This window comes from Paracoccus salsus (assembly GCF_021556615.1).
GTDB lineage: Bacteria > Pseudomonadota > Alphaproteobacteria > Rhodobacterales > Rhodobacteraceae > Paracoccus > Paracoccus salsus.
The window spans coordinates 165,700-190,012 of the sequence record NZ_JAKGGD010000004.1; the positions used below are offsets into that span (position 1 = coordinate 165,700).

A 24,313-nucleotide genomic window follows, 5' to 3' on the forward strand; every position below is an offset into this window, starting at 1 on the left:
ATGCTGTGGGGCGGCAATCTCGGGGCGCTGGAACTTCGCAGCGAGGGCGGTTCAACCCGCCTTCGCGCGCGGTTTCCCTATGGTGCAGAAACCGAACTGGCACCGGGGCGGCGCGAGGTTATCGCCTCTCGGGCATTTGCGGAACGGATCGAGGCGGGCGGCGAGATCCATCTTCTGGCCGGTCACGATTACAACCGCCCGCTGGCGTCCAGATCGGCGGGCAACCTGACGCTGACCGATGGCGACGACGCGCTGATGATCGAGGCGACAATTGCAGACGGCACGACCTGGGCGCGTGACTTCCTTGCGGCTCATGGCTCTGGCCTGGTCCGGGGCCTTTCCCCCGGCTTCCGCGTGGCGGCGGATGGCGAACGCATCGAACGGCGCGGCGCGGACGTGCTGCGGACGATCACCCGCGCATCGCTGTTCGAACTCTCGACCGTGACCCGGCCCGCCTATCCCTCGGCGCAGATCGAGGCGCGGGCGTGGGAAACGCACCAGGACCGGCAACCCCGCCGGGGCGCTGTTCACTACCTGAACCGTTGGAGGATCTGATGGGCCTGCTGTCATTTTTCGCCCGGAAGGCTGCGCCTGTCGAAACCCGCGCTGTGGCCCCCGGCTATACGGCGGCGATCATGGCGGCGCGCGAAAGCTGGATCAGCGGCGCGTCCAGCATGGGCGAACTGACTGCGACCGTGCAAACTGCTGTGGCGCTGTGGGAAGGCTGTCTCAGCCTCTCCGATGTGATCGGAACCGACCTGCTGACCCGGCACGACATGGCGCTTGCTGGCCGCGCTCTGGCGCTGCGGGGCGAGGCTGTGTTCCTGATCCGCGACCGGCTGATTCCGGCGACCGATTGGGACATATCGACCCGCAACGGAATTCCGCGCGCCTATCGCCTGGGGCTGCCCGAGGCGGGCGGCGGGCGCGCTGAAACCGTCCTTGCGGGCGAGGTGCTGCATTTCCGGATTGGCTGCGACACGGCAACCCCTTGGGCTGGCACGGCACCGTTGCGCCGCGCGCCTCTGTCGGCTGGCCTGCTGCACGAACTTGAGACTGCCTTGCGCGATGTATTCCGCGATGCGCCGATGGGCAGCCTGATCGTGCCCGTTCCCGAAGGCTCTGCCGATGACATGGCGGAACTGCGGGCGGGCTTTCGTGGCCGTCGCGGCGCGTCGCTGGTGATCGAGGGCACGGCTCAGGCAACGGCGGCAGGCATGAACCCGAACACCGGCAAGTCACCGGATCAGCTTTCACCGCACCTCGACAAGACGCTAGCCGACAAGCTGCTGACCGACGCCAAGGGCGCGATCTTCGGCGTCTATGGCATCCTTCCGGGGCTGATGAACGAGGCGACGACCGGCCCGATGGTCCGCGAGGCACAGCGGCACCTGGCGCAGATCGTGCTGCAACCCATCGCCAACATCATGGCCGAGGAAGCTAGCGAAAAGCTGGCCGCGCGCGTGGCGATTGATTGCGTCAGACCTGCGCAGGCGTTCGACGCGGGCGGGAAGGCTCGGGCATTGGCAACGATGGTCAAGGCGCTGGCCGAAGCGAAGGCGGCGGGGATCGACGGCGCGCACCTGCAAGACGCGCTGCAATTCATCGATTGGGCGGAATAGGGCCGGGATGCGCCCTGCGGCCCTAACATGCCGCGAAGCATCTGGGATCAGACGGTGAGTGCCCGGCAGCATACGGCCAGAACCCCGTCACGGCGCGGCCCCCATCTGAAACTTCCGGGGGGCGCGGCGCAGGCTGTCACGGTTCACCACCGGGGGCAGCCCGACCGGCTAGGCCGGATCGCCCGCGACAGGGCAAGGGCCGGGGGCACGGGGGAACCGCGCACCGGCCCCGATCTGTTCACCCGCGCGCGCGTGAAAGAGTGGTAATATTGACGCAACCGACAACATTTCGCGGTCCCAATCATCCGGCCAAAACCCCCATCTGAAACTTCCGGGGGCGTGGCCAAGGCTGCTACTGTTCACCACGGGGGCAGCCAAACAGGCAAGGCCGGACCGCCCGTGTTGCCGCAATCGTCCTCGGCAAGATTCTGCCGTGGCAAGACAAGATCAGGCTGAGGCGCATGAAAAAGCCCGCCGGTGAGGGCGGGCCTAATGAACAGATGTTAGCCTGAGTAAAGTCAGGCTGCGACTCGCTTAATCGCACGATCATTGGAGCCAAACAGGCTAGTTCGCTTCAAGGCATCAACACCCAATTCATTGATAGCATTGGTGAATGCACTGTGAAATGCGACGAACACCTCATCTTGGTCGATCATCTAACTAACTCCCCCGGCCGATTTGCGGCATTTCCTTCAATGTCAGATATAGCCATGCTCCCCTCATTTGAACAGTCTCGAAGGTGGGCAGACTGGCTAAAGTTTTCGCGACTGCTCCAAAAAATGATACGTCAGCTGGGCTGCGCAGGTGGAAGTGAACGTGTTTAGCCGGCAGTGTGGTAAATGCTGCCTTAACAACACCGGCAAACACAGATGTGAGGGCCATGGCGTAGGCTCCGCCATCCAAGTCGCCGAAGTCATAGGCAGGAGACAACAGTAAATGCCGAACACGCAAGACAGGTTCCTTGTATCCCGGAATGACCGCGACGTTTGCTTGGCATATCGCATGGCATCGACCGCCGGTGTCGAAAAGGCCAAGAGCTCGTGTGCGCTGATGGGGAGTGTCTGCCAAGTCTTTCACCACCGGCAATGAGCCGATGGCATATTCATCCAAATCTTCCCCATGCTCACGGCACTCACGACTCCATGATTGCTCAACGGCGTCCCAACTCCCATCGGCAGCAGACAATTCGCGAAGTTCACTTTCGAACTCTGTCAAGTAGTCACTCCCTCTCGCCAGGTGAACTGCACACAGGCAGTACATCACCCAGTGTTAAGGTTTCGTTAACAGGGAGTTTCGGGCAACACAAGGTCACGACACAGCAACAAGACGAAGCGGAATCGGCCGTTCCCCAACTGTTCCCCGAAAAGAAAACAAGACCTTACAGCGGAGCCATTTTTCACGTAAGTCATTGATTTTATTGGTGGAGCCAAGGGGAGTCGAACCCCTGACCTCTTGAATGCCATTCAAGCGCTCTACCAACTGAGCTATGGCCCCACCGGAGGTCTGCACCGCCCTTTCGGGTCGCTGCGTGGGGCGTCGTATAGGGGCGGGTGCGACGCGGCGCAAGTGGAAAATTGGCTGGCTGCGAGGCTTTTGCGGGAAACCCGCCGGCCTGCCAGGGCCGCTGCGGTTGAAACGAAAAAACGCAGCCGAGATGGCTGCGTTTCAGCGGCAGGTCGGTCACGCGGACGGTTCAATCGTCGTCGTCGTCGGCCACGTCGGCGATCTCGTCCAGCGACACGTCGCCGTCGTCGTCATCGTCTTCCAGCAAATCGTCGTCGAGATCGCCGCCCTCGTCCTCGAGTTCGTCGTCGTCCTCGGTCACGGTGCTCTTGCTTTTGGGCGCGGCCTTTTCACTGACCAGGGCTTTGCCCCGTCCGTCCGACATGCTTTCCAGCGAAAACTGGTTGTTGCAGGCCGGGCAGGTCATCGGATTGTTGCGCAGATCGTAAAAGCGCGTGGCACAATGCGGGCACAGGCGTTTCGTGCCCCATTCCTCTTTGGGCATGGTATTCTCCTTCCGCCGCAATTAGGGAAATTGGCGGTTCCCCTGCCACAGCCTCGCGGGGGTGTCAAAGGCTTTTCTGACGAGTTGCTTTGGTGGGAGATGGCAGATGGTCGAGCACATTACCATCGCCGGAGGTTTGCGGATCGCGGTTCGGCGGTCATCGCGTGCCCGTCGGCTGACATTGCGGGTTCCCCGGGATGGGGCCGAGATGGTGCTGACCCTGCCCAAGCATGTCCCTCTTGGCGAAGGGCTCGCCTTCGCCGAGGCGAAGCGGAACTGGCTCGTGCAGGCGGCGGCCCGCCGGCCCGCGCCGATGCGCGCCGAAGCCGGCGCCGCGCTTCCTGTCGAGGGGCGGCCGCGGCAGATCGTTGCGGCGTCCGTCAGGGCCGCGACCCTGCAACAGGACGCGCTGCTGATCCCCGAGCGGCGACCGGCCGGACCGGTTCTGGCGGCCTTTCTGAAACATGTGGCGCATCAGCGGCTGCGGGTGGCCTGTGACCGGCATGCCACCGCACTGGAACGGCCCTTCCGGGTCATCGACCTGCGCGATACCCGTTCTCGCTGGGGCAGTTGCACCGCCGATGGACGGCTGATGTTTTCATGGCGCCTGGCCATGGCGCCGCCAGAGGTTCTGGACTATGTCGCCGCGCACGAGGTCGCGCATCTGGCGCATATGGACCATTCCGGCCGGTTCTGGTCGGTGGTCGAGCGGCTGTGCCCCGGCCACGCATCGCAGCGTGTCTGGCTGAGGCGGCACGGTGGCGATCTGATGGTCTGGAAATTCCGCGATTGACCGCAGGCGATTTTGTGATCACAGATGGCGCATGTCCGCCGCCCGACCCGCAGATCCCGCCGCGCATGAGCGCCTGTACCGCCACCTGCGCAGCAGCATCATGCTGGGCGAAGTTGCGCCCGGGACGCCGCTGACACTGCGCGGGCTGGCGCGTGAATTCCACACATCGATGACGCCGGCGCGCGAGGCGGTGCGAAGACTGGTTGCGGAGGGAGCGCTGACTCTTTCGGCATCGGGCCGGGTCTCGACGCCCGAACTGTCCGACGAGCGGATCGAGGAGCTGGCTGCGCTGCGCGCCCTGATCGAACCCGAACTGGCTGCGCGGGCGCTGCCAAGGGCGCATTTCGCGCTGATCGACCGGCTGGCGCAGATGAATGGTCGAATTGCCGACGCCGTCGATCGCCATGACGCGGTCGGCTACATCCGGTGCAACCTCGATTTTCACCGGATGCTCTATCTGCGGGCTCAGGCCCCTGCGATGCTGGCGATGCTGGAGACGATCTGGCTGCAGCTTGGCCCCACGATGCGGGCGCTGTACGGGCGGGTCAGGCGCAACGAACCGCCGCGCCACCATCGGATGATCCTCGCCGCCTTGCGCGCCGGGGATGAACCTGCGCTCAGGCTTGCTGTCCGGGCGGATGTCACGCATGGGTTGCGGCACCTGACCTCCACCTGAGCGGAGGCCGGGGTCGGGGGATGTCGGGCATGTTGACGGAAAGCTGCAACATCGTGAAAAGGATGGCCATGTTCGGTTCGCGATCCATGCGTGCCTCGCCGCGCGAGCGGTGCTTTGGCACAAGTCCCTCAAGACAGCGCCCGCAATGACTCCTTCGGCCCGCATTTCGGCAGCCATCGCCATCCTTGACCATGTCCTTGACGGGCAGCCGGCCGAACAGGCCCTGCTGCGCTGGTCGCGGGCCAGCCGCTTTGCCGGATCGGGGGATCGGGCGGCGGTGCGCGACCTCGTGTTCGACGCGCTGCGCCGCCGCAACAGCCTTGCGGCGCTTGGCGGCGCAGCGCATGGCCGAGGGTTGATGATCGGCTGTCTGCGGGCCGCGGGGCAGGACCCGAATGACCTCTTCACGGGGCTGGGCTATGCACCCGAACCGCTGACGGCCGCCGAGGCAGGGCAAGGCGAGGACGACGATGTCGTGGATCTGCCCGACTGGATCTGGCCGATCTGGCGTGAATCGCTGGCGGGTGACGCCGTCGCGGTGGCGAAGGCCATGCGCGATCGCGCGCCGGTCTGGCTGCGCGCGAACCCGATACGCGGTGATGCGCTGCAGGCGGCCGAAGCCCTGGCCCGGGATGCGATCGAGGTCGAACCCCATGCGGGGTTGCGCACCGCACTGAGGGTGACCGGTGGAGAGCGTCGCGTCGCGCAATCCTCGGCCTATCGCGACGGTCTGGTCGAGTTGCAGGACCTGTCCCCGCAGCTCGCCTGCGCCGCCTTGCCGCTTCGCCCGGGCGATCATGTGCTGGACTATTGTGCGGGCGGCGGCGGCAAGGCCCTTGCGCTGGCTGGGCTGCAGCCGCATCTGCGAATCCTGGCGCATGATGCCGACACGGCGCGGATGCGGGACCTTCCCGCACGCGCGAGACGGGCGGGCGCGATCGTCGAGTGCTGCGAAAGGCCGTTCGGGCGCTTTGATCTTGTCGTCGCGGACGTGCCCTGTTCGGGCTCTGGCACATGGCGCCGGAACCCGGATGCGAAATGGCGGCTGACCCCCGCCGGGCTGGCGTCCTTGCTGACGACGCAGGCCGCGATCCTCGATGAGGTTGCCGGGCTGGTCGCGCCGGGGGGGCATCTGGCCTACATGACCTGTTCGATCCTCGGTGACGAGAATGCGCGACAGATCGATGCCTTCCTGGGGCGGCATGATGCGTTCAGCCTGGTCTCGCGGTCGTTGTGGACACCGCTGAATGCCAGCGACGGCTTCTTCATGGCGCTGCTGTGCCGACGGGCCTGAAAGGCCGTTTGCGGCCGCGCATCATCGGAGGGCGCGAACCTGATGGCAGGATTAACGCAATCTTAAGCGAAGAGGCGCTATTGCGGGACAGAGAAGGTCGCAGAAAGGCGATTCGCATGACCCACTGGGATGATCAGCTTGGCATTCCGCGCAGCGCGCTAGCGGCATTGCCGCTGCTGTTGCTTCCGATGGTGCTGGGTGCGTTGCTGCTGACGCTGTTGCCTGGCAGCGGGGCAGGGCGCGTCGCCGTCGTCTTTTCGACCGTCGCGGTCGCCTGGTATCTGCTGGGCGGCGCGATCTCGCTGTCGCACGGGATGCGCCAGATCGCCGGCAGACGCGCCTTGTCGGCGATACGCTCTGAGGTCATGGCCGCACCGGAACCGATCTGGATTTGCGACGCGGACGGGTTGGTGCTGTTCCAGAATGCTGCGGCCATCACTGACTTCAACAACATCACCGGCCAGAACATCCTGTCGCTTCTGGTCCGGCTGCGTGCCGACGCCGAGCGCGACCTTGCCGATCTGGCCGACCATGCCATGCGGACCGGCTGTGCCGAGCTGGAGTTGCCCGACGGTGACGCGCTTGCGCTCAGCTGCGCCTCGGATGCTCCGCTTCAGGTCTGGTCCTATCACCGTCCCGGCGCGCAGGCTGACAGTGCCGACATGGCCATCGCAATGGCGCTGGACGATGACGAGGAACCCGACGATTTCGAAGTGATGCCGGTGGCGCTGCTGCGACTGGCGCCCGACGGCCATGTGCGTCGGGCCAACGCTGCTGCCAGACGCCTGGTGCCGGGACGCCTTCCGCCCGAGGCAGCGTCCGTCCATTTGGGAAGCCTGCTGGAGGGGCCAGGGCGTCCGCTAGGGGACTGGATCGCGGATGTGTGCGCCCGCCGCTCGGACGGACGGGGCGAAATGCTGCGACTTCGGGCTGGCGAGGGTCTTGCCGCCGATGCGACACGCGACAAGCATTTTCAGGTCTCGCTGGCCGCCGACCCCGCGCAGCAAACCGGGCTGATCGCGGTGCTTCACGACGCCAGCGCGCTCAAGACGCTCGAGGCGAAGTTCGTGCAAAGCCAGAAGATGCAGGCGATCGGTCAGTTGGCCGGCGGTGTCGCACATGATTTCAACAACCTCCTGACAGCGATCAGCGGGCATTGCGACCTGCTGATGCTGCGGCACGACAAGGGCCATCCCGATTACGCCGATCTCGACCAGATCAGCCAGAACGCCAATCGTGCCGCGGCACTGGTCGGCCAGTTGCTCGCCTTTTCGCGCAAGCAGACCCTGAAACTGGAAACGCTGGATCTGCGCGACACGCTGGCCGACCTGACCCATCTGCTGAACCGGCTGGTGGGTGAGCGGGTCGGACTGACGATCAACCACGATCCCGCGCTGCGGCCGATCAGGGCCGACAAGCGCCAACTGGAGCAAGTGATCATGAACCTGGTCGTGAACGCACGCGACGCCATGCCAGAGGGCGGCGAAATCGGGATAGAGACCGAAAACATTCACCTGCAGGAGCCGCTCGCCCGCGACCGCGTGGCGCTGCCGGCGGGCGACTATGTTCGGGTCCGGGTCAGCGACGAGGGCTGCGGCATCTCACCCGAGAATCAGTCCAAGATATTCGAGCCGTTCTTCACCACCAAGCGCACCGGCGAGGGTACCGGACTTGGACTCTCGACCGCCTACGGGATCGTCAAGCAGACGGGGGGCTATATATTCTGCGACAGCGTTCCGGGGCAGGGAACCTGCTTCTCGCTGTATTTCCCGGCCCATGCCCATGCGGCGCCGGTCGTGTCCCCGGTACCCATCGTCGCCGAAACCATCACGCCGAGCGACCGGCGTGCCACTGTTCTGCTGGTCGAGGACGAGGCGCCGGTCCGGGCATTCGCGGCGCGTGCGCTAAGGCTCAAGGGCTATGAGGTCCACGAGGCCGACAGTGCAGAGCAGGCACTGGACCTGCTTTCCGACAGCCGGCTGAAGATCGACGTGTTCGTGACCGATGTCGTCATGCCGGGAATGGACGGGCCCAGCTGGGTGCGGACCGCGCTTAAGGACCGCCCCGGAACCCGTGTGATCTTCATGTCGGGCTATACCGAGGACATCTTCGGAGAGGGGCACGCGCCGGTGCCGAACTCGCTTTTCCTTGCCAAGCCGTTTACCCTGGCCGAACTGACCCAGAGCGTCGAGCGTCACCTGTCGGGCGGAGGAGGCGGGCCGACGCTGCACTGAAACCCGGTAAGGAAACGGGCGCCCCACGCTGTGCAAGGTCGTTACAGCGTTTCGTAGAGCGCCAGGTCGGCGCGCATTCCTTCGCGCAGACTTGCCTCGTCCTCGGCGTCCAGCGCCACATCGACAGAAGGGGGCACGTTGATCCGCGGCAACTCGATCGCACAGTTCAGGTGATCTTCAAGGAACTCGACGAAGGCGCCGATCTCCTCGTATCGAAAGATCCGATCGACGCGTGCCGGCCCATCGGTAAGGAAGCCCGACTGTGTGCCGATCATCAACTCCTCCGGCCCGCCGGGGGCGGCATATTGGCGGGCGAAGCGGGTGAAGCTCAGCCCTTCCATGCGGTGAAGCGGATCGTCATCGTCGTCGCGCTGCTTGAAGCGGTACCAGCTGCGCAGCCAGTCGACGGGTTCGCGCATCAGAGCCACGGTCAGGAAATCGCCGCCATTCAGCGCCTTGAGCCATGGTCCGACATGGCGTCTGTAGGTCGCGATATCGGTGTGTTTCAGCCCTTCCGGCCGCTGGATCGCCGCCGACGCCAGAGACTCGAGCGCCACCTCGATCGCGGTCGATCCGGCCTTCGGTGTCGCCAGAAATACCAGTCTGTGATCCCAGAAAATGAGCATGGTGGGGCCGTCCCGTCGCTTTCCTGCCGCGCCGCGGGCCCCGATATCGGGACCGGAGGGGCTTGTAAACGCTTTGTTAACGGATCTGCGTTGATGATGCCGCGCCGAGGCTCTCGGCTTCAGGCGGTTTCCGCTTGAAAACCCGCTGCGGATCGCGCATTCATGGATGGGAACAAGAAGTGAACATTCCCTTCGGCCCAACTGATTGCCCCGCTCCGAAGGCTATGAAATAACGGTGAGGATGACATGGCACAGGCGAGCATTTTCGACATGAACGACAAGCGAAGCGCGGAAAAGCAGAAGGCGCTGGACAGCGCGCTGGCGCAGATCGAGCGGCAATTCGGCAAGGGCTCGATCATGAAGCTGGGCAAGGACAACCCGGTCACCGAGATCGAGGCAACCTCGACCGGGTCGCTGGGTCTGGACATTGCGCTGGGGATCGGCGGCCTGCCCAAGGGCCGCATCATCGAGATCTATGGACCCGAAAGCAGCGGGAAGACCACGCTGACGCTGCATGCCGTGGCCGAAGAGCAGAAGAAGGGCGGGGTCTGCGCATTTGTCGATGCCGAGCATGCGCTGGACCCGCAATACGCCCGCAAGCTGGGCGTGAATCTTGACGAGTTGCTGATTTCTCAGCCGGACACCGGCGAACAGGCGTTGGAGATCGTCGATACGCTGGTCCGGTCGGGCGCGGTCAGCATGGTGGTGATCGATTCGGTCGCCGCGTTGACCCCGAAGGCCGAGATCGAGGGCGATATGGGCGACCACCAAGTGGGCGCGCAGGCCCGGTTGATGAGCCAGGCGATGCGAAAGCTGACCGCCAGCATCGGGCGCAGCAACTGCATGGTGATCTTCATCAACCAGATCCGCATGAAGATCGGCGTGATGTTCGGCAACCCCGAAACCACTTCGGGCGGCAACGCGCTGAAATTTTATGCGTCGGTGCGTCTCGACATCCGCCGGATCGGGTCCATCAAGGATCGCGATGAGGTCGTGGGCAACTCGACCCGCGTCAAGGTCGTGAAGAACAAGGTGGCACCGCCCTTCCGTCAGGTCGAGTTTGACATCATGTATGGCGAAGGCATCAGCAAGATGGGCGAACTGGTCGATCTGGGCGTCAAGGCCGGCGTGGTCGAGAAATCGGGTGCCTGGTATTCCTATGGCGACGAGCGGATCGGGCAGGGGCGCGAGAACGCCAAGCAGTATCTGCGCGATCATCCCGAGATGGCCTACTCCATCGAGGACAGGATCCGGGCCAGCCACGGGCTGGATTTCGGTGTCGCGGGCGGGGAAGAGGATGCACTGACCGAGGACTGATCCGCAGACCAGGCCAGTCCGGCGACGCGCGGGGGTCTCCACCCCTGCGCGCTGCATTCCGGGACAGGCATTTCGCGGCCGGCATGCGGCGATCAGCGCCGTCTGGCGGGCGATCCGGATCGCTGGACAGCAGAAGCGGCGGGGGCTAGACGGGAATCCAGCCCGGTCGACGGCCGGAGTAGACGCGACCGCTTTGCGATGAAGGCCATCTCTCATGCCCAGTCTGAACGACATCCGATCCACCTTTCTCGGCTATTTCGAGAGGAACGGTCACCGCGTGGTCGACAGCAGCCCGCTGGTGCCGCGCAACGACCCGACGCTGATGTTCACCAATTCCGGCATGGTTCAGTTCAAGAACCTGTTCACGGGCATCGAGACGCGCGACTACAACCGCGCGACGACAGCGCAGAAATGCGTCCGGGCGGGCGGAAAGCACAACGACCTGGACAATGTCGGCTATACGGCGCGTCACCATACCTTCTTCGAGATGCTGGGGAATTTCAGCTTCGGTGATTACTTCAAGTCCGACGCGATCGGCTTTGCCTGGGAATTGCTGACGCGGGATTTCGGCATTCCCCGGGACAGGCTGCTGGTCACCATATACCATACCGATGACGAGGCCGCCGAGATATGGAAGAAGGTCGCGGGCCTGCCCGACCACAAGATCATCCGGATCCCGACAAGCGACAATTTCTGGCAGATGGGCCCGACGGGTCCCTGTGGCCCCTGCACCGAGATTTTCTTTGACCATGGAGATCAGATCTGGGGCGGACCTCCGGGCTCGGCCGAAGAGGACGGCGACCGCTTCATCGAGATCTGGAACCTCGTCTTCATGCAGAATGAGCAGTTCGAGGACGGCAGCATGCGCGCCCTGGACATGCAGTCGATCGATACCGGCATGGGACTGGAACGGATCGGCGCGCTGTTGCAGGGCAAGCACGACAATTACGACACCGACCTGATGCGCAGCCTCATCGAGGCCAGCGCGCATGCCACCAGCAGCGATCCGGATGGGCCGGGCAAGGTCCATCACCGGGTAATTGCCGACCACCTGCGTTCCACCAGTTTCCTGATCTCGGACGGCGTGATGCCCTCGAACGAGGGGCGTGGCTATGTGCTGCGGCGGATCATGCGCCGCGCGATGCGGCACGCGCACATGCTGGGCGCGCACGATCCGGTGATGCACCGGCTGGTGCCGTCGCTGGTCCAGCAGATGGGCGCGGCCTATCCTGAACTGAACCGCGCGCAGCCCTTGATCGAGGAAACCCTGCGCAGCGAAGAGACGCGCTTCCGCCAGACCCTGGACCGCGGTCTGCGCCTTCTGGACGAGGAACTGGCCAGGCTGCCCGAAGGTGCTAATTTGCCGGGCGAGGCGGCCTTCAAGCTTTACGACACCTACGGCTTTCCGCTGGACCTCACGCAGGACGCGCTGCGCGAGCAGGGCCGGACGGTCGATACCGCCGGTTTCGATGCGGCGATGGCAGAGCAGAAGGCCAAGGCCCGCGCGGCCTGGGCCGGAAGCGGCGAGACCAAGGACGCCGCGATCTGGTATGATCTGGCGGAAAAGCACGGTGCGACCGAGTTTCTCGGCTACGATTCCGTCGAGGCCGAGGGGCAGATCGTCGCTCTGGTGACCGATGGCGCCGAGGCGGACGAGGCGAAGAAAGGCGACACGGTGCAGATCGTGGTGAACCAGACGCCGTTCTATGCCGAGGCTGGCGGGCAGGTCGGCGATACAGGGCTGATCCGGACGGAAAGCGGCGCGGCGCGCGTGACGGATACCAGGAAGATTGCAGGCGTTTTCGTGCATGTGGCCGAAGTCACGACGGGGACCATCGCGCGCGGGCAGGGCGCACAATTGTCCGTGGACCGGGACCGGCGCGACATGATCCGGGCAAACCATTCGGCGACCCATCTGCTGCACGAGGCGTTGCGGCGCACCCTGGGCGAGCATGTCGCGCAGCGGGGCAGCCTGAACGCTCCTGATCGGCTGCGTTTCGACTTCAGTCACAATCACGCGGTCACGGCCGAAGAGGCCGCCCGGATCGAGGCCGAGGTGAATGAGTTCATTCGCCAGAACTCGCGCGTCGAAACGCGGATCATGACGCCCGACGACGCGCGCGGGCTTGGCGCGCAGGCGCTGTTCGGCGAGAAATACGGCGACGAGGTGCGCGTGGTGTCCATGGGCCACCAGGGCAATTCCGGCAAGGGCACCGACGGCCAGACCTACTCTCTGGAACTATGCGGTGGCACCCATGTCGCGCGGACCGGGGATATTGGCGCGTTCGCCTTGCTGGGGGACAGCGCCTCCAGTGCGGGGGTGCGCCGCATCGAGGCGCTGACCGGACAGGCAGCGTTGGCGCATCTGCGTGACGCGGACCGGCAACTGGGCGAGATCGCGGGCGTGCTGAAGGCCCAGGCCGGTGACGTGGTGAACCGGGTCCGGGCGCTCGCGGATGAACGCAAGGCGCTGGCCAACGAGGTGGCGCAACTCAAGCGGCAGCTGGCGATGGGCGGCGGCGGCGCGACCGAGGCGAAGGACATTGGCGGCGTCAGGTTCATCGGCCGCAAGGTCGAGGGCGTGGGCGGCAAGGAGCTTGGTCCGCTGGTGGACGAGATGAAGGCGCAGCTGGGCAGCGGGGCCGTGCTGGTTCTGGCGGAAGCGGACGGCAAGGCGACCGTCGCCGCGGGCGTGACGGCGGACCTGACCGGCCAGATCAGCGCGGTGTCGCTGGTTCAGGCGGCAACCGCGGCGCTTGGCGGCAAGGGCGGTGGCGGCCGTCCCGACCGTGCCCAGGGCGGGGCGCCCAGCCTGGAGGCGGCCGAAGCCGCCTTCGCCGAGGTCGAGAAACTGATCGGAGATTCCCTTTGAGCGCGCTGTGGATCGCCCATGTCCGTGTAACGGACGCCGAGGCCTATGGCCGCTACGCCAGCATGGCGGGGCCTGTCATTGCCGCACATGGCGGTGTGTTCCTTGCGCGGGGCGGGCGCTATCGGCAATTGGAGGGAAATGACCGGTCGCGCAATGTCGTTGCGCGCTTTCCAAGCCTCGACGCCGCCGTTGCGTGCTACGAAAGCCGTGAATACCAGGCGGCGCTGGCGCATGCCAAGGGCGCATCCGAACGCGATCTCGTGATCGTCGAGGAAGCCCCGCCTGCTGTGGAATAGAGTGAATTCTTTACGTTTTCATGCTAATTCCAGAAAATCGAAATCGATGAGGGGCAGGGGATGTGTCGTTGGGCCGCCTATATGGGCAAGCCGATCTTTCTCGAAGAGATCGTCAGCCGGCCGGCGCATTCGCTGATCCGCCAAAGTCAGGGCGCGACGCGCTGTCAGACGCCGGTGAATGCGGACGGCTTCGGACTTGCCTGGTATGGCGAGCGCCCTGAGCCGGGGCTCTATCGCGACGTCATGCCCGCGTGGTCCGATCCCAATCTTCGCAGTCTTGTCTGTCAGGTCAGGTCGGGGCTTTTCATGGCCCATGTGCGCGCCTCGACCGGGACCGCGACCAGCCGCAACAACTGCCATCCCTTCGTGGTGGGAAGCTGGTCTTTCATGCATAACGGCCAGTTCGGCGGCTATGACGGGTTCCGCCGGGATGCCGAGTTGCTGATCCCCGACGCCTTCTATTCTCATCGCATGGGGGCCACGGACAGCGAGGCGCTGTTCCTGATCGCCCTGGGCGAGGGCCTGGCCGACGACCCGAAGGGCGCGATGACGCGAGCGGTCGGCCGGATGGCCGAACTGGCGCTGCGGCGCGGCAGCACGCCCCATGTGCGTGCGACCTGTGCCTTCTCCGACGGCCGCACGCTTTATGCGCTGCGCTATGCCAGCGACGACCAGGCCCCGACGCTGTTTCATCGCTGGTCGGACAGCCGACAGGGGCGGGCGGTCGTGTCCGAACCGCTGGAAACTGACGAGGGAGACTGGCAAGAGGTTCCGCAGGGCAGTTTCTGCAGCTTTTCGGCCGGCGAGGTCGCGATCAGCGACTTCACACCCGTCAATGCCGCCCGCGCGGCCTGAGCCCTATTTTTCGGCCTGGGTGGTTCGCGCGGCGGGCGGCACTGCGTCGGCGACCGGTTCGCCGCTTTGGGGCGGTATCTCGGGCTGCGTGGCGTTTGGCGGATCGGCATGGTCGGGCCGTCCGGGCGCGGCGGCGACGGGGTCTTCCGGCTGCGCCTGGCTGGCAGGCTTGGCGGCCTGCTGATTGGCGGCACGGGTCGGACGGCGGAAGACCAGCAGGTTATGGTAGACGGTGGCGCGCCCGGTCAGGCCGCTGCGCTCCTCGCTTGGAAGAACGTCTGCGCGCAGATATTCCCAGCCATCGGCGGCCATGCGATTCAGTTCCGCCGTGATCGCAAGCGCATAGCGATCGGTCGGCGTCTTCGCATCCCTGGCCTTGTGGCCGCGGTTGGGTGCCGGAATGACGGAATACTCATAGGCCATGGGCGTATCCTGGATGTTGGCAATGTGGTCGGCCGGATCGCCCGACGGATGATCGTGGCACGCAACGCCTCTTGCGGGAAAGCGTCGCGCTCAGCTGCCCAGCTTTTGCGCGACAAGCTGGTTGACGGCGGCGGGATTGGCCTTGCCGCCGGTGGCCTTCAGAACCTGTCCGACGAACCAGCCTGCAAGCTTGGGGTTCCGTCGGGCCTTTTCAACCTGACCCGGGTTGGCGGCGATGATCTCGTCGACCGCCCGTTCGATCGCGCCCATGTCGGTGACCTGCCTCATGCCGCGCGTCTCGACGATCTCGGCCGGATCGCCGCCTTCGGTCCACAGGATCTCGAACAGGTCCTTGGCGATCTTGCCCGAGATGTCGCCCGCTGCGATCAGGTCTATCACGCCGCCAAGCTGTGCCGCGGATATGGGCGAGGCCTCGACCGTCAGGCCCTGCTTGTTCAGGCGTCCGAACAATTCGTTGATGACCCAGTTCGCGGCCTGCTTTCCGTCGCGGCCCTGGGCAACGGTCTCGAAATAATTTGCGTTCTCGACATCGGCGGTCAGCACGCCGGCATCATATTCCGACAGACCCAGGTCGCGCACGAAGCGGGCCTTCTTTTCGTCCGGCAGTTCGGGCATGTCGTTGGCGATCGCATCGACCCAGGGCTGGTCGATCTCCAATGGAGGCAGGTCGGGATCGGGGAAGTAGCGATAGTCATGGGCCTCTTCCTTTGAGCGCATCGACCGCGTCTCTCCCTTGTCGGGGTCGTAGAGGCGGGTTTCCTGGACGATCGCGCCGCCGTCTTCCAGAATCCCGATCTGGCGACGGGCCTCGTATTCGATCGCCTGCTGGATGAATCGCAGCGAGTTCATGTTCTTGATCTCGCAACGCGTGCCCAGATGGCCGAAATCCTGCGTCTCCTGATAGCGCTCATAGGCGCCGGGCGGGCAAACCGAGACATTGACGTCGGCGCGCAGGTTTCCGTTCTGCATGTTGCCGTCGCAGGTGCCCAGATAGCGCATGATCTGGCGCAACTTGGCGACATAGGCGGCGGCTTCCTCGGGGCCGCGGAGATCCGGGCGGCTGACGATCTCCATCAGGGCCACGCCGGTGCGGTTCAGGTCGACGAACGACATGTTGGGGTCCATGTCGTGGATCGACTTGCCGGCGTCCTGTTCGATGTGGATGCGTTCGATCCGGACGCGGCGAGCGACGCCGGGAGCCATGTCCACGATCACCTCGCCCTCGCCCACGATCGGGTGGTAGAGTTGGCTGATCTGGTAACCCTGCGGCAGGTCTGGATAAAAATAATTCTTGCGGTCGAAGGCGCTGACCAGGTTGATCGCCGCCTTCAGGCCCAGCCCGGTCCGCACGGCCTGCGCCACGCAGAATTCGTTGATGACCGGCAGCATGCCCGGCATGGCCGCGTCCACGAAGGCCACGTTGCTGTTCGGCTCGGCCCCGAACGTCGTCGAGGCCCCCGAAAACAGCTTTGCCTTTGATGCGACCTGGGCGTGAACCTCGAGTCCGATCACCAGCTCCCAATCGCCCTTGGCGCCGGCAATGATTCTGGGTTCTGGGGCGGTGAACGAGAGATGGTCAAGCATCGCGGTGCCTCGCTTGCGGGTGGCGGTCTGGCGGTGGTTCTAGGCCAGCCGGCTGCGGTTGTCACGGGGCCGTGCGGGCCGACATGCGCGATCCGGCGCGCGTCGCGGTCGCAGGGGTCCGGTCACGGAACCATCCGCATCGCTGACATTGACGGGATAATGTCTCGAATTGTCGTCATCAAAGGTCCGATCGGCAGGTTTCCGAGCATCCTCGGCACCCGCTGGCGCGATCCTGCCGACGCCTGAACGCAATGCTTGCGCGTTTCTGGTGCCCCGCTAAGCGAGCGTTAGAGAAACTTTTGATGAGGCTGCGATGCGCACCGCGCTGCTATCCTTTGTCGCCCTGGCCGCACTGGCCGGATGCCAATCCACCCTTGATCCGCAATCCGAGACGAAGGACGCTGCGCAGGCCGAGCAGATGCAACTGGCCGCGTCGCCGCCGATGCGCTGGGACGACCGCAGCGGGTCCGAGGCCTGGACCAAGGCAACGCTGGCGGCGCTGGATCGCGAAGGCGTCACGGTGCTTTCGAATGTGCCGCACGACATCCACAGCTTCTGCCCGAATTATGCCGAACTGACCAATACCGGGCGCAAGGCGTTCTGGGCCGGGCTGCTGTCGGCGCTGGCCAAGCACGAAAGCACCTACAATCCGCAGGCCAGCGGCGGCGGCGGAAAATGGCTGGGACTGATGCAGATCGCGCCGGCAACGTGGCGCAGCTACGATTGCAACGGCAACATCACCGACGGTTCGGACAACATGTCCTGCGCGGTGCGAATCATGTCGCGCCAGGTCGCGCGGGACAATGCCGTCGTTGGGAATGGCAGCGGCAGCTGGCGGGGTGTCGCGCGTGACTGGGCGCCGATGCGCAGCTCGTCGAAGCGGGCCGATATTGCCGCCTGGACCAGCAGCCAGAGCTATTGCACCGTCAGCAGCTGACCGGGAACGCCGCGCGATGCGCGGCGGTCGGCGCGTCGACGCAGCATAATGGCAAAGGACGCTCCGATTCCGGCGTGGGGGGACCACACAGGGAATCGAAGCGTCCCGCTTTTCCGGTCATCGGCGCATCGTGCCGTGACCAGTCCCTGAACATCGCAGGCGTGTCTTAACATCGCGTAAACGCCGCCGGTTTTTTCCGCTGCGCGGCGGCTTTTTTTGTCGATCTGCCCGGCCGCCCCGGTCTAGCGCAGCGCGGCCAGGATGCGTGCCCAGGACCGCGCACCCTTCTCGAAGCTTTGGACATCGTATTTCTCGTTTGGCGAATGAATGCGGTCGTCGTCACGTCCGAAGCCGATCAGCATAGAATCCATGCCCAGCAACTGCTGGAAGTCGCCGGCGACCGGGATCGAGCCGCCGGCCCCGATGAAAGCCGCGTCGCGCCCCCATTCCTCGGTCAATGCCTGCCTCGCGGCCGCAAAGGCCGGGTCCGAGATATCCATGACGCTGGCCGGGCTGGCGCCATGTTCCTGGAAGTCCACCCGGCAATCCGCCGGCACGAAGCGCCGCACATGGTCGCGGAAGGCGGCGCGGATCGCCTGCGGATCCTGCTGCCCGGTCAACCGAAAGCTGACCTTGGCGCGTGCCTCGGCCGGCAGGACCGTCTTGAAGCCCTGCCCCGCATAGCCCCCCGCGATACCGTTGATCTCGGCGGTCGGCCTGGCCCAGACCATTTCCAGCGGGGTCCGGCCCGTTTCACCGATCGGCGTCTCAAGGCCGACGCGCCCCAGGAACCTCGCTGCGTCGAAGCCAAGCGCGTCCCAGTCGCGGCGCAGCGCCGGATCCAGTTCCTCGACGCCGTCGTAAAATCCCGGCAAGGTGACCTGGCCCCGCGCGTCCTTCAGCGCGCCAAGGGCCTGCGCCAGGACCATGACCGGGTTGGCGGCCAGGCCGCCAAAGCTGCCCGAATGCAGGTCGCGATCCGCGCCGCGCACCACCACCTCTTCGCCGACAAGTCCGCGAAGCTGGGTGGTGATGGCCGGCCGGCCGTCGGAATACATGCCGGTGTCGCAGATCAATGCCAGCGATGCGCGCAACGCGTCAGCATGCGCCGTCAGGAACGGCCGCAACGACGGCGAGCCGGATTCCTCCTCGCCCTCGAACAGCAGGATCAGGTCCGGCGGCAACGTGCCATGAACCGCCTTCCAGGCCCGGAACGCCTCGATGAAGGTCATCAGCTGGCCCTTGTCGTCGGACGCGCCGCGGCCGCGGATCACCGCTCCGTCTGCGGTCTGCTCGATGACCGGGTCGAAGGGCGGGCGGTGCCACAACTCCAGCGGGTCCACCGGCTGGACGTCGTAATGGCCGTAGAACAGCAGCGTCCGTGTGCCGCCCGGCTGCGAGCGGGCGACCACCATCGGATGACCCGGCGTGTCGTGGACCCGACTTTCGAAACCAAGCTCTTGCAGCGCGTTCGACAGCCATGCTGCTGCCGCACGAACATCGCCGCGATGCGCCGGATCGGTCGAGATCGACGGGATCCGCAAGAAGTCCAGCAGCCTTGCAAGCGCCGCCTCGCGGTCATTGTCCAGCTGTTCCAGCACGTGCGGCAAGCCTGCCAAAGCTGTCATTTCCTGCGTCCTTCCTGGCTGATTGCGTTGAATTCATGTAACGACCCTGGCGCCGCTGCGACATTTTTGATCTGTCATTTTCAGGATTTGACTTGTATCAAGGACCCGCCGCGCGTGATCGGACAATGATCGCACCCAGCCAGCTACGCAAGGGAACGCCCGCAATGAACTATGATGCCGCACTGGATCAGGCCATTGGACGTCTTCACGTGGAAGGTCGCTATCGCACCTTCATCGACATAGAGCGTGCCAAGGGTCGGTTTCCGCAGGCGCTGTGGACGCGTCCCGATGGCGAGAAACAGGAAATCACCGTCTGGTGCGGAAACGACTATCTTGGCATGGGACAGCATCCGGCGGTGCTGGCCGCCATGCACGACGCGCTGGACGCTGCCGGTGCCGGTTCGGGCGGAACGCGCAACATTTCCGGCACCACCGTCCATCACAAGCGGCTCGAGGCCGAACTGGCCGATCTGCACGGCAAGGACGCGGCGCTGGTGTTTTCCAGTGCCTATATCGCGAACGACGCCACGCTTTCGACGCTGCCCAAGCTGTTTCCCGGGCTCATCATCTATTCGGATGCGCTGAACCACGCCTCGATGATCGAGGGAATCAAGCGCAACGGCGGCGCCAAGCGGATCTTTCGCCACAATGATCTGGCCCATCTGCGCGAATTGCTGGCTGCCGATGACCCGGCCGCGCCCAAGCTGATCGCTTTCGAATCGATCTATTCGATGGATGGCGATTTCGGGCCGATCGGGCCGATCTGCGATCTGGCCGAGGAATTCGGCGCCCTGACCTATCTCGACGAGGTTCACGCGGTTGGCATGTACGGGCCGCGCGGCGGCGGCGTCGCCGAGCGGGACGGCCTGATGGATCGGATCGACATCGTCAACGGCACGCTTGGCAAGGCGTTCGGGGTGTTTGGCGGCTATATCGCTGCGACCGCCAGGATGTGCGATGCCATCCGGTCTTATGCGCCCGGGTTCATCTTCACGACCTCGCTGCCGCCCGCCGTGGCAGCCGGCGCGGCGGCCTCGATCAGCTTCCTGAAGGGCGAGGGCGGTCAGCGTCTGCGCGATTGCCAGCAACTGCATGCGCGAATCCTGAAGATGCGGCTGAAATCGCTGGGGATGCCGATCATCGATCACGGAAGCCATATCGTACCGGTCCATGTCGGCCATCCCGTGCATTGCAAGGAACTGTCCGACATGCTGCTGCGCGACTATGGCATCTATGTCCAGCCGATCAATTTCCCGACCGTGCCGCGGGGCACGGAACGGCTGCGCTTCACGCCTTCGCCGGTCCATGACCCCAAGCAGATCGATCATCTGGTGCGGGCGATGGATGCGCTTTGGTCGCACTGCGCGCTTAATCGTGCCGAATTGAGTGCCTGAGAAAATCGGCGGGTGAACTGCTCTCGTGGCCGTGATAAGCTCACGTTAATCATATAAAAGTAACGTCCGATTCGGGCGGTGCCGCTAGCGGGCAGATGGGGCAGAACGGAATGAGCAGGCTGCGGGCTGATTACCCGGCAGAGGAGAATGTGCAGGTGGAGGAAGTGCAACATTTCCTCGACGACGACACGCGCCTCGGCGACATCATGCGGGGTGAGCGGGCTACGTTGGGTAAATCCCTTCTGGACGTCCAACGCGAATTGCGGATCCGGGCCTCCTATGTTGCCGCCATCGAGAATTGCGACATCACCGCCTTCGATACACCCAGCTTCATCGCCGGGTATGTGCGGTCGTATGCCCGTTATCTGGGCATGGACCCGGACTGGACGTTCCGTCGCTTCTGCGTGGAATCCGGTTTCCAGCCGACGCATGGCATGGCCGCAGCGGCTTCGGGCCCCAAGCCGGTTCGCCGACCCTCTGATCCGGCCGAGGCGCTGGCCAATCCGCGCGCATTGTTCATTCCCCAGCAGGAAAGCTTCTGGGCGGATTTCGAACCAAGGGCGATCGGCTCGATTCTGGTTCTCGTCGCCGTTGTCTCCGGGCTGGCCTATGGCGGCTGGTCGGTCCTGCAAGAGGTGCAGCGCGTCACCCTGGCCCCGGGCGAGGATGTGCCGGGTGTCGTGACGGCGCTCGATCCGGTCGAGGGGGCAGGGATGTCCGAGCCTGCGCTGGACATGACCGATACCGCCGACCTGGCGAAGAACCTGCCCCAGCCCGAGGCGCTGGACCGGCTTTACCGCCCGCAGATCCTCGAGGCGCCGGTTCTGACCGCGCGAGACGGGCCGATCGCCGCGATTGATCCCGGCCTGTCCATGCCGGCCCAGAGTCCGACTGCGACGGTCGATGACATGACCGCTGCTGTCGAGACGGCTTCGGTTGCCGCGTCGGATCCGACCGCAACGCATTATGGACCTCAGCTGCCCGAAGGCGCGGAAGCTCCGGCAGCGGTGCGGACCCTGGCCGAGGATGCGCCGCAGATGGAGTTGTTGGCCGCGCGGCCCGCATGGGTCCGCGTGACATCGATCGACGGTACGGTGCTTCTGGAAAAGATCATGGATGCAGGCGAGCGTTTCACCCTGCCCAAGCTGGAAGAGCCGCCCAAACTGCGGACCGGCAATTCCGGCGCGGTCTATTTCGCGGTCAACGGTCAGACCTATGGTCCGGCCGCGCCCGGTCCACAGGTCGTGAAGAACATCGAATTGTCGCCCGGCAGCCTGACCGAACGCTTTGCGCTTGCGGATCTGAGCGCCGACCCGGAGCTGGCACAGATGGTCGCGATGGCGCAGGCTGGTCCCGCTTCGGTCGCCCCGGACCAGCCGGCAGGCAACTAGACGGCACCTCTTCGGCTTTTGATGCGCGGGCGCCGCAAGCCTGCGTCGGGCCTGGGCATTCCCCGCATCAGCCGCCCCAGACCCGCTGCAGCAGGACGATCCAGTTCTCGCTTGCAATTTTCCGGGTCAGATCATCGCCGTAGCCGTGGATCTTCATGGCGTTCAGCAGATCTGGCAGGGCTGCGGCGTCGGGCAGGTCGCGCGGCATCAGCGCGCCGTCGAAATCCGATCCCAACGCGACGCCATCCTCGCCGAGGATCGCCAGCAGATGATCCAGATGACGCAGCATCGTATCGAAACCCTCCAGCGGCAGCCGCCTGCCATCGGGACGAAGAAAGCTGGAGGCAAAGTTCAGACCGACCAGCCCGCCGCTGTCGGCGATGGCCTGCAACTGGCGGTCGGTCAGGTTGCGCGAACTGGGGCAGATCGCGTGAACGCAGCTGTGGCTGGCGACCAGCGGTGCGTCCGACAGCCGCGCGACGTCGTCGAACCCGGCCTCGTTCAGATGTGACAGGTCCAGCATGATCCGCAGCCGGTTGCATAGGCGGATCAGGTCGCGTCCGGCGTCGGTCAGCCCGCCGCCGATATCGGGGCCGGCGGGAAACGCGAAGGGTACACCCTCGGCATAGGCCGTAGGCCGCGACCAGACCGGCCCCAGCGACCGCAAGCCGGCCGCATGCCACAGATGAAGCGCATCCACGTCGCGGATCGCCTCGGCCCCTTCCATATGCATGATCGCGGCGATTCGGCCGGCCGCCACGCTGTCGCGCAGACCGGCTGCGCTGGTCACGACATCAAGCGTGCCGGTGCGTTCCAGCGCCTTCAGCGCCGCGGCCTGCCGGAATGCATGAGGCAGCGCGGTCTCGGGGCCGATCGCGTCGGGCAGCGGCAGCGCGAAGGGCGGGTTCTGCATCAGCGTCACGGCCTCGGCATCGTTCGGCCCTGCCGGCGAGGGGATCCAGATCGCGAAGAAACCGCCGATCAGCCCCCCCGCCCTGGCGCGCGGCAGGTCCAGATGCCCGGTTCCATCGCCCTCGAGCCATATCCGGGTTCCGCCCGCTCCGGCAGCCACGACGCGCTGAAGGAAATCGTTATGGCCATCGAAAACCGGGATCATGGCAGGCTCCGTTCTTGTCCGCGCCTGACCATGCACGCTGACGCGGGTGGCGGCAATGGCTGCGGCTTGTGGCTTTGCGTGATCGCGATTTGCGCCTAGTCTGGGAACGCAGCATCGCCAGAAAGAGGCCATCCATGCCCGATATCCGTTCCGATTTCGACGGCCAGACCGTCATCTGCACCTTTGAGGTCACGCCCGGCAGCGCCCATGACGTGCTGGACCTGCTGACCGATGCCTGGGACAAGGTGATCCGCCGCCAGGCCGGATTCATCTCGGTCGCGATCCATCTGAACGACGCGCAGACCCGGATCGCCACCTACTCGCAATGGCGCGACCGCAAGGACTATCAGGCCATGTTGCGAACCGACGAGATGCGCCGCCGCAACCGCGAGATCCACGCGATGTGCAAGAGTTTCGAACCGGTGATGTACGAACTGCAATCGGTTTTCCGCGCCTGATGCTGCGCCCGCAAATACTCCGTGCATTCACCGGAACGGGGCGCTAGCCTGCCCTGAATTCACGGTAAGGGAGAGCGGCATGGCGGGCAGGATCATCACGGTGGCCCAGCAGAAGGGCGGTTCCGGCAAGACCACGCTGGCGGTCAATCTGGCCGTGATGCTGAACCGGCGCGGGCATACCGTCGCGTTGGTCGATACCGATCCCCAGGGCAGTATGGGCCGGTGGTTCATCGAACGCATTCAGGCCCGCGGCGAGGATGAGACTTTGGATTTCTCGACCTCGTCGGCCTGGGGGGCCAGCTACGAATCCGAAAAGCTGAAGAAACGCTTCGATTTCGTGATCGTCGATACACCGCCCAAGATCGACAGCGATCTGCGCCCCGCGTTGCGGGTCGCGGATCTGGTGCTTGTGCCCGTGGCCACAAGCCATGTCGACCTGTGGGCGACCGAGGGTGTGCTGGATCTGGCGCGGCGCGAGAAGGCGCAGGTGCTGGTGGTCCTGAACAGGGTGCGCCCCCATACCCGGTTGTCGGTCGAGGTGGCCGAAAAGGCGGTCGAGCTTGGTGCGACCGTGGCCGACACGCAGATTTCGAACCGCGTCGTCTATGCCGAGACGCTGGGTCAGGGATTTGGCGCGGCCGAGCGGGCCCGCAGTGGCCCGGCAAGCGATGAACTGGCGGCCTTGACCGACGAGGTGCTATCCGCGATGAATTGAATTCGAGAAATGCAATATCAACTCGGGCGACGGGCCCGATTGTGCTAGGCTC

General features: G+C 64.9%; 23 protein-coding genes and 1 tRNA gene. 15 read left to right on the forward strand and 9 right to left on the reverse strand.

Annotation, left to right across the window (positions count from 1 at the left end; all coding sequences use genetic code 11):
• A complete protein-coding gene (locus L1965_RS10030; protein WP_235756291.1) occupies window positions 1–555 on the forward strand; it encodes an HK97 family phage prohead protease in 555 nt (184 codons plus the stop codon).
• A complete protein-coding gene (locus tag L1965_RS10035; RefSeq protein ID WP_235756292.1) occupies window positions 555–1,622 on the forward strand; it encodes a phage portal family protein in 1,068 nt (355 codons plus the stop codon). The genes L1965_RS10030 and L1965_RS10035 overlap by 1 nt, the downstream gene beginning before the upstream one ends.
• Window positions 1,623–2,140: 518 nt before the next feature.
• On the opposite strand, the gene L1965_RS10040 is transcribed toward L1965_RS10035, so the two are convergent.
• The 4 genes from L1965_RS10040 to L1965_RS10055 form a co-directional block, all read right to left on the reverse strand.
• Complete coding sequence (locus L1965_RS10040; protein ID WP_235756293.1) at window positions 2,141–2,278, reverse strand: hypothetical protein; 138 nt, start codon at window positions 2,276–2,278, stop codon at window positions 2,141–2,143.
• A 4-nt stretch (window positions 2,279–2,282) separates the two neighbouring features.
• Window positions 2,283–2,837: a hypothetical protein gene (locus L1965_RS10045; protein WP_235756294.1), complete on the reverse strand. Its 555-nt coding sequence runs from the start codon at window positions 2,835–2,837 to the stop codon at window positions 2,283–2,285.
• A 203-nt stretch (window positions 2,838–3,040) separates the two neighbouring features.
• A tRNA-Ala gene (locus tag L1965_RS10050) sits at window positions 3,041–3,116 on the reverse strand.
• Between the two features lie 199 nt (window positions 3,117–3,315).
• Window positions 3,316–3,630: an FYDLN acid domain-containing protein gene (locus L1965_RS10055; RefSeq protein ID WP_235756295.1), complete on the reverse strand. Its 315-nt coding sequence runs from the start codon at window positions 3,628–3,630 to the stop codon at window positions 3,316–3,318.
• A gap of 106 nt (window positions 3,631–3,736) precedes the next feature.
• Between L1965_RS10055 and L1965_RS10060 the strand changes: the two genes are divergently transcribed.
• The 4 genes from L1965_RS10060 to L1965_RS10075 all read left to right on the forward strand — a co-directional run bounded on the left by L1965_RS10060 (window position 3,737) and on the right by L1965_RS10075 (window position 8,627).
• Window positions 3,737–4,423 (forward strand): M48 family metallopeptidase, encoded by a 687-nt coding sequence (locus tag L1965_RS10060; protein ID WP_235756296.1) that lies wholly within the window; start codon window positions 3,737–3,739, stop codon window positions 4,421–4,423.
• A gap of 31 nt (window positions 4,424–4,454) precedes the next feature.
• The gene (locus L1965_RS10065) at window positions 4,455–5,099 is read left to right on the forward strand and encodes a GntR family transcriptional regulator (RefSeq protein ID WP_235756297.1); all 645 of its coding nucleotides are present in this window, start codon (window positions 4,455–4,457) and stop codon (window positions 5,097–5,099) included.
• Window positions 5,100–5,244: 145 nt separating this feature from the next.
• On the forward strand, window positions 5,245–6,393 hold the full coding sequence (locus L1965_RS10070) for an RsmB/NOP family class I SAM-dependent RNA methyltransferase (protein WP_235756298.1): 1,149 nt from the start codon (window positions 5,245–5,247) through the stop codon (window positions 6,391–6,393).
• A gap of 116 nt (window positions 6,394–6,509) precedes the next feature.
• Window positions 6,510–8,627 carry an ATP-binding protein gene (locus L1965_RS10075; RefSeq protein ID WP_235756299.1) on the forward strand — a complete coding sequence of 706 codons (2,118 nt, stop codon included), beginning with the start codon at window positions 6,510–6,512 and terminating at the stop codon, window positions 8,625–8,627.
• Window positions 8,628–8,668: 41 nt separating this feature from the next.
• On the opposite strand, the gene L1965_RS10080 is transcribed toward L1965_RS10075, so the two are convergent.
• Window positions 8,669–9,253: a sulfotransferase family protein gene (locus tag L1965_RS10080; RefSeq protein ID WP_235756300.1), complete on the reverse strand. Its 585-nt coding sequence runs from the start codon at window positions 9,251–9,253 to the stop codon at window positions 8,669–8,671.
• 246 nt (window positions 9,254–9,499) lie between these two features.
• Here L1965_RS10080 and recA point away from each other — a divergent pair, with 246 nt between their 5' ends.
• The 4 genes from recA to L1965_RS10100 all read left to right on the forward strand — a co-directional run bounded on the left by recA (window position 9,500) and on the right by L1965_RS10100 (window position 14,593).
• Window positions 9,500–10,570 (forward strand): recombinase RecA, encoded by a 1,071-nt coding sequence (gene recA, locus L1965_RS10085; RefSeq protein WP_235756301.1) that lies wholly within the window; start codon window positions 9,500–9,502, stop codon window positions 10,568–10,570.
• A gap of 214 nt (window positions 10,571–10,784) precedes the next feature.
• Window positions 10,785–13,442, forward strand: coding sequence for an alanine--tRNA ligase (gene alaS / locus L1965_RS10090; RefSeq protein WP_235756302.1), 2,658 nt, complete (start codon window positions 10,785–10,787; stop codon window positions 13,440–13,442).
• On the forward strand, window positions 13,439–13,738 hold the full coding sequence (locus tag L1965_RS10095; RefSeq protein ID WP_235756303.1) for a DUF1330 domain-containing protein: 300 nt from the start codon (window positions 13,439–13,441) through the stop codon (window positions 13,736–13,738). The genes alaS and L1965_RS10095 overlap by 4 nt, the downstream gene beginning before the upstream one ends.
• A gap of 60 nt (window positions 13,739–13,798) precedes the next feature.
• Window positions 13,799–14,593 carry a class II glutamine amidotransferase gene (locus L1965_RS10100; RefSeq protein ID WP_235756304.1) on the forward strand — a complete coding sequence of 265 codons (795 nt, stop codon included), beginning with the start codon at window positions 13,799–13,801 and terminating at the stop codon, window positions 14,591–14,593.
• Window positions 14,594–14,596: 3 nt separating this feature from the next.
• Here L1965_RS10100 and L1965_RS10105 read toward each other — a convergent pair whose 3' ends face one another.
• Both L1965_RS10105 and gatB read right to left on the reverse strand, forming a co-directional pair.
• Entirely contained in the window at window positions 14,597–15,016 is a 420-nt protein-coding gene (locus L1965_RS10105) for a DUF4177 domain-containing protein (RefSeq protein WP_235756305.1), read from the reverse strand.
• Window positions 15,017–15,106: 90 nt separating this feature from the next.
• Window positions 15,107–16,621 (reverse strand): Asp-tRNA(Asn)/Glu-tRNA(Gln) amidotransferase subunit GatB, encoded by a 1,515-nt coding sequence (gatB, locus tag L1965_RS10110; protein ID WP_235756306.1) that lies wholly within the window; start codon window positions 16,619–16,621, stop codon window positions 15,107–15,109.
• A gap of 313 nt (window positions 16,622–16,934) precedes the next feature.
• Between gatB and L1965_RS10115 the strand changes: the two genes are divergently transcribed.
• Window positions 16,935–17,558: a transglycosylase SLT domain-containing protein gene (locus tag L1965_RS10115; RefSeq protein ID WP_235756307.1), complete on the forward strand. Its 624-nt coding sequence runs from the start codon at window positions 16,935–16,937 to the stop codon at window positions 17,556–17,558.
• A 242-nt stretch (window positions 17,559–17,800) separates the two neighbouring features.
• Here L1965_RS10115 and L1965_RS10120 read toward each other — a convergent pair whose 3' ends face one another.
• Window positions 17,801–19,186 carry a dipeptidase gene (locus L1965_RS10120; protein WP_235756308.1) on the reverse strand — a complete coding sequence of 462 codons (1,386 nt, stop codon included), beginning with the start codon at window positions 19,184–19,186 and terminating at the stop codon, window positions 17,801–17,803.
• 164 nt (window positions 19,187–19,350) lie between these two features.
• Between L1965_RS10120 and hemA the strand changes: the two genes are divergently transcribed.
• Window positions 19,351–20,580: a 5-aminolevulinate synthase gene (gene hemA / locus L1965_RS10125; protein WP_235756309.1), complete on the forward strand. Its 1,230-nt coding sequence runs from the start codon at window positions 19,351–19,353 to the stop codon at window positions 20,578–20,580.
• Window positions 20,581–20,690: 110 nt separating this feature from the next.
• Window positions 20,691–21,971, forward strand: coding sequence for a helix-turn-helix domain-containing protein (locus tag L1965_RS10130; RefSeq protein WP_235756310.1), 1,281 nt, complete (start codon window positions 20,691–20,693; stop codon window positions 21,969–21,971).
• 67 nt (window positions 21,972–22,038) lie between these two features.
• Here L1965_RS10130 and L1965_RS10135 read toward each other — a convergent pair whose 3' ends face one another.
• A complete protein-coding gene (locus L1965_RS10135; protein WP_235756311.1) occupies window positions 22,039–23,088 on the reverse strand; it encodes a dipeptidase in 1,050 nt (349 codons plus the stop codon).
• Window positions 23,089–23,222: 134 nt separating this feature from the next.
• Here L1965_RS10135 and L1965_RS10140 point away from each other — a divergent pair, with 134 nt between their 5' ends.
• Window positions 23,223–23,546 (forward strand): antibiotic biosynthesis monooxygenase family protein, encoded by a 324-nt coding sequence (locus L1965_RS10140; protein WP_235756312.1) that lies wholly within the window; start codon window positions 23,223–23,225, stop codon window positions 23,544–23,546.
• 79 nt (window positions 23,547–23,625) lie between these two features.
• The gene (gene parA / locus L1965_RS10145) at window positions 23,626–24,261 is read left to right on the forward strand and encodes a ParA family partition ATPase (RefSeq protein ID WP_235756313.1); all 636 of its coding nucleotides are present in this window, start codon (window positions 23,626–23,628) and stop codon (window positions 24,259–24,261) included.
• The last annotated feature ends 52 nt before the right edge of the window (window positions 24,262–24,313 follow it).

Excerpts from the sequence above, each read along its gene's own strand:
- L1965_RS10030 (WP_235756291.1), top strand. The coding sequence starts at position 1 with ATGCTGTGGGGCGGCAATCTCGGGGCGCTGGAACTTCGCAGCGAGGGC.
- L1965_RS10035 (WP_235756292.1), top strand. The coding sequence starts at position 555 with ATGGGCCTGCTGTCATTTTTCGCCCGGAAGGCTGCGCCTGTCGAAACC.
- L1965_RS10040 (WP_235756293.1), bottom strand. The coding sequence starts at position 2,278 with ATGATCGACCAAGATGAGGTGTTCGTCGCATTTCACAGTGCATTCACC.
- L1965_RS10055 (WP_235756295.1), bottom strand. The coding sequence starts at position 3,630 with ATGCCCAAAGAGGAATGGGGCACGAAACGCCTGTGCCCGCATTGTGCC.
- L1965_RS10060 (WP_235756296.1), top strand. The coding sequence starts at position 3,737 with ATGGTCGAGCACATTACCATCGCCGGAGGTTTGCGGATCGCGGTTCGG.
- L1965_RS10065 (WP_235756297.1), top strand. The coding sequence starts at position 4,455 with ATGTCCGCCGCCCGACCCGCAGATCCCGCCGCGCATGAGCGCCTGTAC.
- L1965_RS10070 (WP_235756298.1), top strand. The coding sequence starts at position 5,245 with ATGACTCCTTCGGCCCGCATTTCGGCAGCCATCGCCATCCTTGACCAT.
- L1965_RS10075 (WP_235756299.1), top strand. The coding sequence starts at position 6,510 with ATGACCCACTGGGATGATCAGCTTGGCATTCCGCGCAGCGCGCTAGCG.
- L1965_RS10080 (WP_235756300.1), bottom strand. The coding sequence starts at position 9,253 with ATGCTCATTTTCTGGGATCACAGACTGGTATTTCTGGCGACACCGAAG.
- recA (WP_235756301.1), top strand. The coding sequence starts at position 9,500 with ATGGCACAGGCGAGCATTTTCGACATGAACGACAAGCGAAGCGCGGAA.
- alaS (WP_235756302.1), top strand. The coding sequence starts at position 10,785 with ATGCCCAGTCTGAACGACATCCGATCCACCTTTCTCGGCTATTTCGAG.
- L1965_RS10100 (WP_235756304.1), top strand. The coding sequence starts at position 13,799 with ATGTGTCGTTGGGCCGCCTATATGGGCAAGCCGATCTTTCTCGAAGAG.
- L1965_RS10105 (WP_235756305.1), bottom strand. The coding sequence starts at position 15,016 with ATGGCCTATGAGTATTCCGTCATTCCGGCACCCAACCGCGGCCACAAG.
- gatB (WP_235756306.1), bottom strand. The coding sequence starts at position 16,621 with ATGCTTGACCATCTCTCGTTCACCGCCCCAGAACCCAGAATCATTGCC.
- L1965_RS10115 (WP_235756307.1), top strand. The coding sequence starts at position 16,935 with ATGCGCACCGCGCTGCTATCCTTTGTCGCCCTGGCCGCACTGGCCGGA.
- L1965_RS10120 (WP_235756308.1), bottom strand. The coding sequence starts at position 19,186 with ATGACAGCTTTGGCAGGCTTGCCGCACGTGCTGGAACAGCTGGACAAT.
- hemA (WP_235756309.1), top strand. The coding sequence starts at position 19,351 with ATGAACTATGATGCCGCACTGGATCAGGCCATTGGACGTCTTCACGTG.
- L1965_RS10130 (WP_235756310.1), top strand. The coding sequence starts at position 20,691 with ATGAGCAGGCTGCGGGCTGATTACCCGGCAGAGGAGAATGTGCAGGTG.
- L1965_RS10135 (WP_235756311.1), bottom strand. The coding sequence starts at position 23,088 with ATGATCCCGGTTTTCGATGGCCATAACGATTTCCTTCAGCGCGTCGTG.
- L1965_RS10140 (WP_235756312.1), top strand. The coding sequence starts at position 23,223 with ATGCCCGATATCCGTTCCGATTTCGACGGCCAGACCGTCATCTGCACC.
- parA (WP_235756313.1), top strand. The coding sequence starts at position 23,626 with ATGGCGGGCAGGATCATCACGGTGGCCCAGCAGAAGGGCGGTTCCGGC.